This window comes from Streptomyces sp. NPDC058663, assembly GCF_042716745.1.
Classification (GTDB): Bacteria; Actinomycetota; Actinomycetes; order Streptomycetales; family Streptomycetaceae; genus Streptomyces.
On the sequence record NZ_JBHXRV010000035.1, the window covers coordinates 62411 to 74791 of the forward strand.

The following is a 12381-nucleotide window of genomic DNA, read 5'->3' on the forward strand; positions in this document are numbered from 1 at the left end:
GCGGGTCTCTCCTCAGAGGGCGGTGTAGGCGTCGCGCCAGGTCAGGCGCAGGCGGGACGTGTTGGTGTTGTCGAAGGCGGTGAACCGGAACTCGTTCTGGCCCGGGGGCAGGGAGAACAGGTCGATGCGGGAGACCGGGGAGAGCAGGGCGGAGGCGTTGCCGCCGTTCTCCCGGCGCACCGTGCGGTGCTGGGGGCGGGTGTCGATCTCCACCCACTGGCCTGCGGCGAGGACCAGGGAAGGCAGGGACAGCACCCGCCCGGACTCGGCATGGGTGACGGACGCAGCGGAGCACGGCCCGGTAATGCGGATGACCGGCCAGGCGGCCGCCGTGCCCGCGTTGCTGGCCCACCCGGGCCGGTCGGCGGCCACCGTCCCCGACTGCACGAACAGGGGGGCGACGATCGGTGCGGCGAACCCGCCGCCGGTGAGCCAGCCCAGCGGGAGCTCGGTGGTGGACTCGGTGTCCGCGTACCAGGTCGGGTCGTGCGCGACGAACTCAAGGTCGATCGGGACGTAGCCGTGGACGACGTCCGCCCACTCGGGGTCCAGGCGGCGCAGTCGGCCCGTCAGGCGCTTCGTGGGCCGCCCGGGGCGCTTCACGCGCAGCACCATGCCCGCCCCGGACGTCAGCCGCACCGACGCCGCGGCGGCCGCCTGCTGGAGTTCGGCGACCTTGTCGTGGCAGCCGGCCGGGTTCCCGGGCAGCTTGATGGCTGCGTCGATCTGGACCTGGCGGGCGCCCCAGTAGTCCGGCCCGGCCACCAGGCCGTCCATGCCTGCTTGGTCGGCGTCGTTGTCGCGCACCGGCGGGCGGCCCAGCCCAGTTGTCTCGATAACGTTGACGGGGGTGCCGGAGCCGAGGAGGACTCCCCCGAGGTCGTACTGCCAGTCGGTCAGTGGTGTGTCAGGCACGGACGAACACCCCTCCCCTTTTGGCCCGGCGGACGGAGCGTCCGACCTGGGCGCCGATGTCTGTGGCCGTGGCGGGGGTGCGGACGGCGGTGACGGTGACGTGGGTGTCCCCGCCGGTCGTGACGATCACGGGCCGGGTGGCCCGCATGTCGGTGACGCCCTTCCCGAAGCGGCCGGCGACGTCCGCGAGGACGCGGGTGGCGCTGCTGCGCTTGGCCGGGGACAGCGGGATGTAGGCCTCGCCGCCGGTCTCCGGCTCCGCGAACCGCACGATGCCTCCGGAGGTGGCGTACATGCCCGCCCTGATGCCGCCGTCGGCGTACGACAGGCCCTTCTGGGCGCGTCCGAGGTCGGCCATGAAGCGGGAGGCGCGGGAGCCGAGCGCGGTCTTGATCTGGGCGGCGGCCTTGGTGGCGATGGCGACGATGGTGTCCTCGCCGAGGCCGGTGGATTCGGCGACGTCGTGCAGGCCCACCTTCGGGCCGGTCACGGCGGAGATGATCGCGACGAGGTCGGAGACCTCATCGTTGGTGAGGGCTCGGTTCGCGGTGCGCGCCGCACCGTTCGCGGAGGCGGCCTTCTTCGAGTCCTTGACCGCTGCCGACGCCAGTCCGGCGGCCGCCGCGTCGCCTTGCGCGGCGAGCTGCTTGGCGAGGTCGCCGTAGCCGCGTCCGGCCAGGGTCGCAAGGTCGCGGGCGAAGGTGGCGTCGGCGCTGGTGGCCTTGCCGAGCTGGCGGGTGTAGTCCGTCAGGGACACCCGGGCGGTCGCCGCCAAGCCACGCAAGGAGGAGGCCATCTCGTTGATGTACTTCGTCGAGCCGCGCGCCATCTTCTGCGTGAGGAGGACGCCGTCCTTGCCCATCGCGGCCAGGGCGTCCGCGACGTCGGTGCCGACCCGGTCGGCGACGGTGGCGAGGTCGTTGTTCCAGCCGCGGGTGGCCTTCGACGCCGACTTGATCTGCCGTTCCACCGCGCCCAGGTCGAAGTAGTTCACCTCCTTGCTGCTGGTGGTGACCTTGCCCTTCTTGTCCCTCGTCTTGACGGTGACCTTCCGGGTCTTGTTCCCGGCCTGCCCGGCGTCGGACGCGGAGTACAGGGACCCAGTGGTGGGGTCGTAGCGCCAGTCGGTCACCGCCCCGTCCGCGTGCCAGGCGATGCCCGCGGGGTCTCCGCCGAGACGCCGCACAATCTCCTCGGTGATGGCCCGTGATCGCGGCCGCTTCGACGGGGCGAGCGGCACGTACCCCTCGCCCTCGGTTTCCGGTTCCGCCCACACCCGCCACGTTCCGCCCGGTGCGATCTGCGCGACGTGGTTCTCCGCCCCCTCCGCGAAGCGGCGGACACCCCCGCGCTGGATCCCGCCGTCGGCGTAGTAGTCGACGACGCCGCCCTCCGCCTGGGCCATCTTGTTGGAGCGGTAGGCCTGGGAACCCGGCTTTCCGGAGCGGCGCGAGGTCACCTCGACGGTGGTGATGGTGATGGTGCGGTCCCGCAGCGCGTTGCGGGCTGCCTGTACCGCCGCGATGCCACTCAGGGCAGCCCCGGTGCGCGCGGTGACCTGCACCTTCCCGTCGGGGAGCTTCTTCGTGACGTAGCCCAGGTTGTGGAGCATCTGGAGGGCGTCTGCGGTGAGCGCGCTGACGGTGACCGACTTCGACCCGGGCGTGGCCTTGATCTTCGCGATGACGGAGTCCAGGCCGGCCAGGGCGTCCTCGCGGCGCATCTCGATGTTCGTGGTGTGCTTGTCGGGGATCTGGATGATGCTTTGGGCCAGGGCGGTGGCCTGGGCGCGGTTGAGGCCCATTTGCATGGCCGACGTGATCAGAGCCTGGGTGCCGCGGTCGTAGATGCCGTTGACGTATTCCCAGGAACGGCCGTTCTCGCGGGCGGCGGTCGCCGCGGCGTCCGTCTTCGTACCGAGGTCTTGCAGGGCCGTCGCGGCGGCCTGCGCCTTGGGCGAGTTGAGGTCCAGCTCACCGTTGATCATGCGGAGGCTTCCGGCGTTCTCCGCTGCCGCCTTCGCCGCCGCGTCGATCGCTGCCTCGAAGCCGATCATCCCGCCGAGGGCAGCCCGGTTCGCATCGTTCAGGGCGACGATCGCGTTGCGCAGCCCGTCAGCACTGGCCTTCTGCGTGTTGAGCTTGATGGCCGTGGCCTCGGCCTGGGCGCCGAAGAGACCTGCGGCCCGGGCGGCGTTCTCGCTCTCCAGCTTCGTGTTGGACAGCGTCTTCTGGTACTCGGGAAGGAGGGCCATCACCTCTTTGGTGCTGTAGCCCTGCTTGGCGAGTGCCGTGGAGAGGACCTTGAATCCTTCGGCGGCGAGGTCGGTGTTGCCGTTGCCCGCGAGGGTGGCGAGTTGCTTGTCGAAGGCGTCCATGTCGCCGGCCGCCTTCTTCCACTCTGTATTGGAGTGGAAGGTTCCGTAGTCGTAGACGATGTCGGTCCAGCCGGTGTCCTCGCTCAACCGGACGAACGAGCCGGCCAGCTCATCGACGTCGATCCCGGCGAGCTTCCCTGTCTTGGACAGTGCAGTGAACGCATCGGCGACCTGGTTGGCCTGCAGCGGGGTCTTGGACCAGAACGCTTCGCCGATCTGCTGGCCGACGTAGAACGCGGCGAACGCGGCCGCGGCGATGCCCACTCCCTTGGACATCGCGGACATGCCCTGGACGACGCCGGTGGTCGCGGCGGCGATCCCGCCGAACCGTGCGCTCCGCACGAACGCGGCCAGGCTCGCGGCCGCAGCTCCCCCGGTGGCGGCGGTCACTGCGGACGCCCCCAAGGCGAGGAGCTTGAACGCCGCGTACCCCTGCACGAGGATCCCGATGAACTCGGGCGGGAAAGCGTTGACCAGCTGCGCGAACCCATTGGCGACGGTGAGGGCGGACACGCCGACCTCGGACAGTCCCTCGATCAGGTTGATGACGGCCAGGGCGACGTTCTTCAACGTCTCGGCGACCAGGGGCCCGTTCTCGCGGGCGTAGGTCATGAAGCCGTCGAAGCCGCCGCCCTTCGCGAAGGAGTTGAGACTGCGGGAGAGGGACACCACCCCGTCGACCGACTCGTGCAGGGTCCTCGCGGACAGCTTCGCGAGCTTGCCGATGAACGCGTCGAAGCCGGGGGTGGCCATGCCGCCCGCCGCGAGGGTGACCATTCGGTCGAGCTCGACAGAGGTGCTGCGCACCAGCGGGGAGAGCTTCGGGAGCAGCGCCCCCATGACGCCCATGCTCTTGGTAAGGACGGGCATGGTGTCCTTGGCGGACGCATCCGACCATGCCTTGTAGTCGTCGGTGAGCACGCCGTACGCGGCGGCCGCTTCGCGGGTCGGCTCGGGCATCTTCGCCAGGACGCGCTGGCGGGCGGCGTCGGCTTCGGCCGCCTTGGCGGAAGTGGCGCCGTGCTCGGCGACCGCGTCCTCGTACTCGGTCTGTGCTTCGGCGGCGTCGGTGAGGTGCTTGATCTGCGCGCCGATCGCCAGACCGAACGCGCCGACGGCGACTCCGGCCGCTCCCAGGCCGGCTGCGATGGGCACGGCAGCTGCGGCGATCGGCAGGAGCGCGGTGGCCAGGCTGACGGCCAGCACGATGAGGGCCGACATGCGGTTGCCAGCGGTGTCCGTTGCGCCCGCGGTGGTCGTCAGGCTGCCGCGCAGCCCGGTGAGTCCGCCGGTGATCCGGGTGAGCCGCCCGTTGAGGTCGTCCAGGTCGCCGCCCAGAGCGCGGGTGCGTACGGACAGAGCGTTGAGGTGCCCGTCGGCCCCTCGGGCGGCGTCGCCCAGTCCCTGGAGTCCGCCGACGGCGGCCAGTGCCCGGACGGCGAGGTCGTCGAGTGCGTCCGCCGCGGCGGCGGCCCGGGCGCGGAGGACGCGCAGTACGTCGGCCAGATCGTTGGCGGCGCGCTGCGCGGTGTTCAGGGCGACCGCCGCGGCGGTAGCGCCGGCTGACAGCTGGGTGAGGGTGGTTCTGGCGTCTGCCGCGTTCTGCTGGATGTCGCGGATCGCGGCGGCGGTGGCCGCAGCCTGTGCCGGGTCCCCGTCGAACTGGGTGAGGATCCGGACGGGGCTGAGCTGCTGGAGGTCGCGCAGCGCACCCCGCACGGCGGCCACGCCGGGCCCGGTGTCGTCGTCCAGCGTGGCCGACAGGCGGACCGGGCTGAGGGTCTGCAGTTCACGGACCGCAGCTCGGATCGTGGCCGCACCGGGCCCGGTGTCGTCGTTCAGGGTGGCGGAGAGCCGTACCGGGCCGTGGCCTTGCAGAGCGGCCAGGTTCCCCTGGACGGCGGTCATGCCGCCGGTGGTCTGGTCGTCGAGACTGGCGGTGAGCGTCACCGACCCGTTGAGCGCCCGCAGTTCCGCGTCGGCGTCGGCGGCTTCGCGTGCGAGGCGGCGCAGGTCGCGAGCAGCGGAGGCGGCCTGGCTACCGAGGCGGCCAAGCCGGACCGCGGAAGTGTGGGCGCTCCCACCAAGCTGGGTGAGGTGGGAGCGGGTGGTGCGCGCGGCCGCGCCGAGGGCGCTGACGTGGCGGCGGGACGTGTCGGCTGTCCGGCCCAGGCCTTGCACGTGCCGTGCGGTGGTCCGCGAGGCGGCACCCAGGGCGGTCACATCGCGCTGGGCGTCGCGGGCGGCGCGCCCCAGGGTGCGGGCGTGGCCGGCGTTCTGGCGCAGCGTCTGCGCGAGGCTCTGCCCGCTGCCGCGCAGGTCCACCGACAGGTTCCAGTTGGCCGCCACCCGCCCGCCCTCCGCTCGTTTCTAGTCGTCGTCTTCGCTGTCCTGCTGGCCGTGCCGGGAGGGGGTTCGTTTCAGGGAGTTGAGGACCTCGGTCGCGGCGTGCACGGCGGACGGGATCAGGGCGACCTTGAGGCCGTGCAGTCCGGCTCCGGACTTCTCGAGCTCGACCTGCTTGTCGGCGATGACTTCGCAGCCGACGCACCGGTGGGCGACTGCCACGTACTGGTCGTCGCCGTCGTCCGTACCGCCGTGGTCCCAGTCCTCGTGGCGGGTGCCGCACTGGGTGCACACGGTGCGCTGGTAGTCGGCGTAGGCGAGGGCCTTGGCCCGGTCGCGGGCCGTCCACCGGCCCTCCCCCAGGCCCAGGAACTGCGAGTGCGGGATGCCCCAGCGGTCGCAGAGTTCGAGCTCGTGGCGCAGGCGTTCATCGCCTGTCAGCCTTTTCCCACGTCGACCCGCGAGCTGTCGCTCTGGAGCGCCCACGGTGTGTTGAACAAAGCGGTGGCTTCGCCTTCGGCCCACGTCTCGAGGTACTCCCGTGCCTCGTCGGGGGTGATGCCGTCCAGGGACGACGCGGCGATCAGCTCCGGGCCCAGCGTCTCGACGTTGACGGCGGTGCCTTCCTCGGCCTGCTCCTCCGTCGGCGGGTGCGCCTTCTTCAGAGCCTCGAAGTCCAGGCGCTCCAGGGCCTGGAAGCGCAGCACGATCGCCGCGTCGTCGAATGCCTGCTGGGCGTCGGCCAGGGCCCGCTGGGCGTCCTCTAGGAGGGCGGCGAAGGTGGCGTTGCCGTTGTTGGCGTCGACCTGCTCCTGCGCGCGGCGCTCCACGTACCGGGCGGCGGACAGGCGTTCCTTGGCCTGGTGGTCGTCGCAGATGGTGAGGGTGGCGGTGGGGCGCAGCCGGTTGCGGAGCTTCTCGCGGGTGGCTGTCCAGTGCGGGTCGCGGGCCACTGCCTCGGCCGGCGGGGGCGGTGCGGTGGTCTTCTTGGCGGCGGGCATGGTGGTGTCTCCAGACAAGGGGGAAGGGACCCGGCCGGGCGCGCACGGCGCCCCTTCCCGAACCCCACGCGCGGGCCCGGCCGGGAGTAAGGGGGATCAGGTGGCGGCGGGCACGGCGATGTCGAGCGCCGGAGAGTCCGTGATGCTGAACTTCGCGGTCCACTTGGCTGCTTCGTTGTCCACGGTGATCGCGGCGCTCTTGGAGGCGACGCGCACCGGGTAGACGTCCATCGACTTGGAGGCGGGGACGTCGCCCTTGCGCAGGATGATGATGTAGCCGGTGGTGCCCTTGGCGAGGGCTTCCTCGAGGGTGGAGGAGGTGTCGTCCTCGTAGAACGTGATGGAGGAGTCCGCGGCCGCATCCGATCCGGGGATCTTGGAGTCGAATGTCGACTCCATGTCCGGGGTCTCGATCTCCTGATTCTCCAGGGCGAACCCGTCGACGGCGGCGATGGCCTTGGTGAGCTTGGTGGCACCGGTCAGTTCGGTGCGGGTGGGGATGTAGGTGGTCGCGGCGATGGTGTCCGCGAACAGGATCTTGGTGATGCCCTTGCGGGAAAAGCGCGGCATGACTGGCCCCTGGGGTACGGCGGGTGTCGGTTCGGCCTCTGAGGGCACGTCCGCGAGGGGGCCGCCGCGGTGCGGTAGAGCGCCTGAACGTGGGTCAGGCGGGGGTCAGATCAACTCGGACCCTGAGCACATGACTCATGATGGCATCTGCGGGATCACTCGTTCCCCCGGGCTCCGTCTCGGGCCTGCGGCCCATGACCTTGGCGCCGGACACGGTCAGCGGGTGCAGCCAGGCCCCGGTGGCCGGGTTCCGGCCGAGGAGCGCGGTGCGGGCCTTATCGGCGAGCCACTGCGCCTGGTCGTCACTGCCCGCGCTGCCCTGCACATTCGGGTCGGGGCCGGACACGCAGGTGACCTGGTAGACGAGGGAGATGTCCTCGTTCAGGTCCTCCAGGGGCGGGCCGGTGGTGTCGACGTCAACCAGGTGCAGCAGGTAGTACGGCGGCGGGAAGGTCGCGGGGCGCCGGCCCCGGCCCACCGGTTTGCCGCTCGCCGAGGAGAGGAGCGCGCTGAGCGCCATCGTCACCGGTCCCACGGGGATCATTCGAAGACCTCCGCGGCAGCGAGGCGCATCTGCTCCTGCAGCTCCATGCCGATGGACGGCAGGGCGGGCTGCACGTGCGGGTACGGCGGCTGAAAGAAGTGGCGGCCGAGAGAGTCGGTCATGTCCCAGAAACCGAACTCCAGGCGCCGCCCCTGGGGTTGGCGGGTGCCGATGGTGCACACCGCCCCGTAGGGGATGCGGTGCCCGGTGAGCTGCCAGGACGACCGGTAACGGCCCGTGATGACGTTCGGCCCCGGGCGGCCGGACGCGTTCGCCCGGATCTTGCCCCGGGCGACCTCAGCGGTGTGCATGACGCGGCGGATGACGGCGTCACCGAGCTGGTCGGCGGCCCGCTCAAGACGGTCGGCGAGCTCGTCGGGGGTCACGGGCTGACCTCCGGGCGGGCGGCCTGGTTCTGGTCCAGGGACGTACGGCGGACCACTTCGACGGTGCCCGCCTGGCTGACGTCCGCACAGAACCACACCCGTCCCATGAGCCTGGCCCGGTCCGGGTCGTGGACGGCGGTCACCGAGACCAGGGCGTCCTTGGGGGCCAGCGGCGCCTCAAGCGGGGTGAGGAGCACATACCGCGACTTGGTCTCCTGCACCCAGCCAGTGACCGCGTCCGGGGTGGCGGCATTCTCGATGGATGCATTGCCGGGCTGGACCGCACCGGGCCCCTCGTAGACCACCGCGCCCGGCGGGTACTCGAGCTCCCCCGTGTCGGGGTTGAAGACGGGCTCGGTCCCGGCGGGCAGCCAGATGCGGACGGTGTCGATGAGGAGATTGTCGACGATCCAGGCGACCGCCCCCGCGAGAGCGCTGTCAAGGCCGGCCATCAGGACCCGCCCCCGCCCTGCGCCCACTCGGCGAGCTGGGCAAGCATGGCCCGGGTAAGTTCGTGGCGGGTCCCGTCGAGGTCGTCACGGTTGAGGGCAGCCTGGTGAAGCGCGACAGGATCGACGTTGGCGAGGAACGCGGCGAGCGCGGGCCCGGGGTCGGGGCCGGCCGCGACCACGACTTCCGCCAGGCCGTCGAAGTCGGTGGCGTCGGCTGCGGCGTACAGGACGAGCATCGGCCGCTGTCCGGCCCGGTGCTCAAGGGTGTAGCCGCTGACCTGCTCCGAGATGTCCGCGCCTTCCAGCACGACCCGTGCCATCGGCCCGTCCGCCGAGATGGCAACGTGGCGGCCCTCGCTGCCGAACGTGGGGGCGCTCATCGCTGCCACCCCGGGGCCGGCCGGGAGGGGACGTTGCCCAGCGCGCGGGTGAAGGCCTGCCAGTACGAGGGCAGCCCGTCCCAGGTGTTGGTCTGGGGCACGAACGGGGTGGAGTGGACGAAGACGGTGTGACAGTTGCGGCGGCGGGCCAGACCTACAGCCTCGGCGGCCTGCTCGGCGGTTTCTACGCCGTGCAGCATGTGCGCGAACCGCTCGGGCGGGTACTCCCGCACCCAGTCCGGGAACACCGCAGTGCGGTAGGTGGCCAGGTCGCCTTCGAAGGTGACGACCTGGTCGGCGATGCCCAGGTAGCGGCGGTCGGTGATCTGCCCCGGGTTGATGACGACGTACGTCATGCCGCGCTGCCGCTGGCGCAGGATGGTCAGGGCGGTGGACTGCACGTGGGCGGCATCGGAGGGGCATTCGTCGAGGAAGACCTTGGTGATGCCGCGGGTGACGTAGCTTTCCGCCTCCAGGTTGTTGAAGTAGTCGTCGCGCTCCCCGTAGTCCAGAGGGATGTACCCCAGGACGGGGGTGCCAGCGTCACGGACGGCACGCGCCGCGTCGTACAGCACCGCGTCTTCGGTCTCACCGGGGCCGGAGTTCTGGTTGAGGATCACCCAGTGCACGGGGCTGTCCGGGATCGCGACGTTGGCCCAGGCGGCCGAGTCCGTCGCGGGGTGGATGTAGAGGGGCACTCCGGCGCCCATGGTCGGTGGCAGGCTCATGCGGTGGCTCCTGGGCGGGTGAAGTGCGGGAGGAACTCGCGCTGGCAGTTCGGGTGGGCGGCCGGGTGCGCGAGGGCGTCGTCGATGGCCCGCAGCGTCTTGTCGGCGCGGTCGGTGTCGTTGTGGGTGCGCCATCCGCAGTCAGGTCCGTCGCGGACCTCGAGGACGTAGCAGCTCAGCTGTTCCAGGGCGGTGCGGGCGCTGCCGGTGTTCGCGGCGGTGACGGCCTGCCAGGACACGGTGGCACGCGCCCATGCGGCGACCGGGTGGTGGGCGTCGTTCGCGTAGATGACGGTGTCCAGGGGGTGCTCGCGGCGCAGCGCGGACCGGTCGAAGGCGGCGTGCTGGAAGCGGGAGTGGCGGGCGCGGGCGGCGTCGACGGCGGCCCGCAGGAACGCGCGGGCGCGGCGCAGGGCTTCCTGGAGGCGGGCGACGAGGTCGGCGTAGAAGGCGGCGCACAGGCCGGTGATGGTGGCCTGGTGGTGGGGGGTCCATTCCCATATGCGGTGCGGGCGGTCGGCGTGGTCGAGCATGGCCAGGGCGCCGGCCCGGTAAGCGGCGGGCAGGTCGGTGGCCGCCCACCGTTCGATCCATCCGGCTGCGGCGCGGTCGAAGGTGGCGACGGCGCGCTGGAAGAGGGTGACGGCGGTACGGATGCGAGCTTGGGCGGTGCGGCCGGGGCGGATCGCGGCGAGCATGTCCAGCAGCCGTACCTGGGCGGTGCTGAGGATGGCCCAGGCGGCGGTGAGGCGGCTGGTCGCGCTGGTGATGAGGTCCAGCAGCCGGGAGCGCAGCGTGCGCCGCTGCCCGGTTTTCATCGCCGGGGCCGTTCGACGAGCTGCATGAAGCTGAGGGTGTTGGTGTCCGGGTGGCCGTCGCCGTCGAGGTCCGGGTCGTCGGGTGCGGGTGGCTGTCCGGATTCGAGCTGGGCGATCTGTCGTTCGTAGGCGGCGATGTTGGCTGCGTTGGACAGGGAGACGACCCCGGAGACGTTGATGCTTCCGGGGCTGGCCAGGAGGGTGGCGAGGCGGTCGCGGAGGACTCCGAGGGCGACGGCGCGGGCGTTGCCCTCCCGCTGGTAGCGGTCTTCGAGGTCGTTCTGGTCTGTTGCCTTGCCGAGTTGGTCCAGTAGCCAGGCGCGTACGGCTGCGTCCATGAGCCGCCTCCGGGTGCAGGGGGTGGGGTGGGGGAAGGGGGGACGTTGCGCGGGCCCGCCTGGCGCCCCTGCCGGGGCGGGCCCGCGCTTCGCCTACTGGCCGCCGGTGCCCTCAGCGGCGGCCTTCCGGCCCCGAGCCGGAGCGGTGGCCTTCTTCGTGGCCGTCTTGGTGTCCTCGGTGGGCTCGCCGGGGGCGGTGGAGCCGGAGGAGGTGTCGGAGCCGTCGCCGGATCCCTGGCTGTCCTTCGGGGCGTTTCCCGTGCTATCGGTCTCGTCCCCGCCGGAGGTGTCGGCGTCGGAGTCCATGTGCCGCTTGACGGCGGCGGGAAGCTTGCCGCCCTCCCAGCACGCCGGGTTCTTGACGAGGACCGCGTATTTGGCGGGCGGTTCGTCGCCGGAGTTCAGGAGGACGTCGCGGCTGGTGTCCTTGTCGCGGACAAAGACGGCGCGTGCGAGCTTGGCCATGTCGCTCAGCTCCCCGACAGCACGGTGGCGCTGATGTGGAAGTTGTTGACGTACAGCACCGGCATGGCGATGGCGTTGGCCGTGGTGGAGAACTGCACGGGGTTGGACTTCTTCTCGTACGAGACGTAGATGCCCGGCTCCCGCGCCGCTTCCAGTCCCGGGTTCTCGCCGTCTTCGAGGTTGTCCTGTTCGGCGGTGACGCCGTACTGGGTCTGGGCCCACTGCTCCGGGTTGGGCGGGACCATGGCCCACAGCGACTCGGGGGTGGTGCGGACGTAGACGTCGTCGGACCACACCTGCTCGTCGTAGATCTCGATGGGCGGCAGGTTCCAGCGGGCGCGGACCGCGTTGACGTCGGGCGGCGACAGCGTGGTGGAGGGGGTGGTGGCGGGGCTGCTGCTGTTCCAGAACGCGGTGCGGTACTCGATGTTCGAGGCCAGCACGGACGCGGCGCGCTCGGAGGTGATGACCCGGGCGGGCTTGGGTGCGCCGACGCTCTTGAGGTAGCGGATCCAGGCCATCTCGTCGGTGAGCGGGGTGGCGGCCGGGTCGTCCCAGGGGGTGGCGGCGACCGGCTTGTTCTGGGCGGGGACGTTCCAGTCGACTTCGAGGTTGACCCCGGGCAGGTGGACGACGCCGGTGGCCAGGAGTTCTCCGGCGGCGATCTCCTGGGCGATCTTGATGGAGGTGAAGTGGCGCTCGAGGTCGTCGTAGAGGGCGTCCAGGAATTCCTGGTCATCGGCGCCGCGGCGGGCCTGGTGCAGGATTAGGGAGAGCTCTCCCATTTCCAGGGTCTGGCCGACCGGGGGCAGCATGCCCTCGTTGACGACGCGCTCGGCCTGCCGCTTGGCGAGGGCGTGCGGGGTGTCGAAGGCGCGGAACTTCGCGGCGTTGATGCGCCGCTTGTTGGACTCGATACGGAACTTCGGCCCGTAGATCTTCCGCTCGGGGATCACGCTCTGGGTGAGCGCGTACGTGGCGGGGACGGGCAGGCCGTTGATGTAGGCGTTGATGTCTTCCGGCGTGACGTTCCGCAGGAGACGGTCGAGAGTGCTCATGGT

General features: G+C 71.2%; 14 protein-coding genes. All 14 read right to left on the reverse strand.

Going from position 1 to position 12381, the window contains the following annotated elements; translation table 11 throughout:
* Window positions 1-12: 12 nt before the first annotated feature.
* Window positions 13-915, reverse strand: a complete 903-nt coding sequence (locus ACFWVV_RS24845; protein WP_384354503.1) for a phage distal tail protein — start codon at window positions 913-915, stop codon at window positions 13-15.
* The gene (locus ACFWVV_RS24850) at window positions 908-5641 is read right to left on the reverse strand and encodes a hypothetical protein (protein ID WP_384354501.1); all 4734 of its coding nucleotides are present in this window, start codon (window positions 5639-5641) and stop codon (window positions 908-910) included. Before ACFWVV_RS24850 ends, ACFWVV_RS24845 begins: the two co-directional genes overlap by 8 nt.
* A gap of 21 nt (window positions 5642-5662) precedes the next feature.
* The gene (locus ACFWVV_RS24855; RefSeq protein WP_384354499.1) at window positions 5663-6124 is read right to left on the reverse strand and encodes a hypothetical protein; all 462 of its coding nucleotides are present in this window, start codon (window positions 6122-6124) and stop codon (window positions 5663-5665) included.
* On the reverse strand, window positions 6076-6639 hold the full coding sequence (locus ACFWVV_RS24860) for a hypothetical protein (RefSeq protein WP_384354497.1): 564 nt from the start codon (window positions 6637-6639) through the stop codon (window positions 6076-6078). Before ACFWVV_RS24860 ends, ACFWVV_RS24855 begins: the two co-directional genes overlap by 49 nt.
* Before the next feature lie 96 nt (window positions 6640-6735).
* Entirely contained in the window at window positions 6736-7209 is a 474-nt protein-coding gene (locus ACFWVV_RS24865; protein WP_384354495.1) for a hypothetical protein, read from the reverse strand.
* 94 nt (window positions 7210-7303) lie between these two features.
* The gene (locus ACFWVV_RS24870) at window positions 7304-7753 is read right to left on the reverse strand and encodes a hypothetical protein (RefSeq protein WP_384354493.1); all 450 of its coding nucleotides are present in this window, start codon (window positions 7751-7753) and stop codon (window positions 7304-7306) included.
* Entirely contained in the window at window positions 7750-8139 is a 390-nt protein-coding gene (locus ACFWVV_RS24875; RefSeq protein ID WP_384354491.1) for an HK97 gp10 family phage protein, read from the reverse strand. The genes ACFWVV_RS24870 and ACFWVV_RS24875 overlap by 4 nt, the downstream gene beginning before the upstream one ends.
* Window positions 8136-8591, reverse strand: coding sequence for a DUF6093 family protein (locus ACFWVV_RS24880; RefSeq protein ID WP_384354489.1), 456 nt, complete (start codon window positions 8589-8591; stop codon window positions 8136-8138). Before ACFWVV_RS24880 ends, ACFWVV_RS24875 begins: the two co-directional genes overlap by 4 nt.
* Entirely contained in the window at window positions 8591-8971 is a 381-nt protein-coding gene (locus ACFWVV_RS24885; protein ID WP_384354487.1) for a hypothetical protein, read from the reverse strand. The genes ACFWVV_RS24880 and ACFWVV_RS24885 overlap by 1 nt, the downstream gene beginning before the upstream one ends.
* Window positions 8968-9699, reverse strand: coding sequence for a spherulation-specific family 4 protein (locus ACFWVV_RS24890; protein ID WP_384354485.1), 732 nt, complete (start codon window positions 9697-9699; stop codon window positions 8968-8970). Before ACFWVV_RS24890 ends, ACFWVV_RS24885 begins: the two co-directional genes overlap by 4 nt.
* Window positions 9696-10517, reverse strand: a complete 822-nt coding sequence (locus ACFWVV_RS24895; protein ID WP_384354484.1) for a hypothetical protein — start codon at window positions 10515-10517, stop codon at window positions 9696-9698. The genes ACFWVV_RS24890 and ACFWVV_RS24895 overlap by 4 nt, the downstream gene beginning before the upstream one ends.
* Window positions 10514-10855, reverse strand: a complete 342-nt coding sequence (locus tag ACFWVV_RS24900) for a hypothetical protein (RefSeq protein WP_384354482.1) — start codon at window positions 10853-10855, stop codon at window positions 10514-10516. Before ACFWVV_RS24900 ends, ACFWVV_RS24895 begins: the two co-directional genes overlap by 4 nt.
* 93 nt (window positions 10856-10948) lie before the next feature.
* Window positions 10949-11320, reverse strand: a complete 372-nt coding sequence (locus ACFWVV_RS24905) for a hypothetical protein (RefSeq protein ID WP_384354480.1) — start codon at window positions 11318-11320, stop codon at window positions 10949-10951.
* 5 nt (window positions 11321-11325) lie between these two features.
* Entirely contained in the window at window positions 11326-12378 is a 1053-nt protein-coding gene (locus ACFWVV_RS24910; protein WP_384354478.1) for a major capsid protein, read from the reverse strand.
* Between the last annotated feature and the right edge of the window lie 3 nt (window positions 12379-12381).

Coding starts and splice junctions, on each gene's coding strand:
- ACFWVV_RS24860 (WP_384354497.1), bottom strand. CDS start 6,639: ATGCCCGCCGCCAAGAAGACCACCGCACCGCCCCCGCCGGCCGAGGCA.
- ACFWVV_RS24865 (WP_384354495.1), bottom strand. CDS start 7,209: ATGCCGCGCTTTTCCCGCAAGGGCATCACCAAGATCCTGTTCGCGGAC.
- ACFWVV_RS24870 (WP_384354493.1), bottom strand. CDS start 7,753: ATGATCCCCGTGGGACCGGTGACGATGGCGCTCAGCGCGCTCCTCTCC.
- ACFWVV_RS24880 (WP_384354489.1), bottom strand. CDS start 8,591: ATGGCCGGCCTTGACAGCGCTCTCGCGGGGGCGGTCGCCTGGATCGTC.
- ACFWVV_RS24885 (WP_384354487.1), bottom strand. CDS start 8,971: ATGAGCGCCCCCACGTTCGGCAGCGAGGGCCGCCACGTTGCCATCTCG.
- ACFWVV_RS24890 (WP_384354485.1), bottom strand. CDS start 9,699: ATGAGCCTGCCACCGACCATGGGCGCCGGAGTGCCCCTCTACATCCAC.
- ACFWVV_RS24895 (WP_384354484.1), bottom strand. CDS start 10,517: ATGAAAACCGGGCAGCGGCGCACGCTGCGCTCCCGGCTGCTGGACCTC.
- ACFWVV_RS24900 (WP_384354482.1), bottom strand. CDS start 10,855: ATGGACGCAGCCGTACGCGCCTGGCTACTGGACCAACTCGGCAAGGCA.
- ACFWVV_RS24905 (WP_384354480.1), bottom strand. CDS start 11,320: ATGGCCAAGCTCGCACGCGCCGTCTTTGTCCGCGACAAGGACACCAGC.
- ACFWVV_RS24910 (WP_384354478.1), bottom strand. CDS start 12,378: ATGAGCACTCTCGACCGTCTCCTGCGGAACGTCACGCCGGAAGACATC.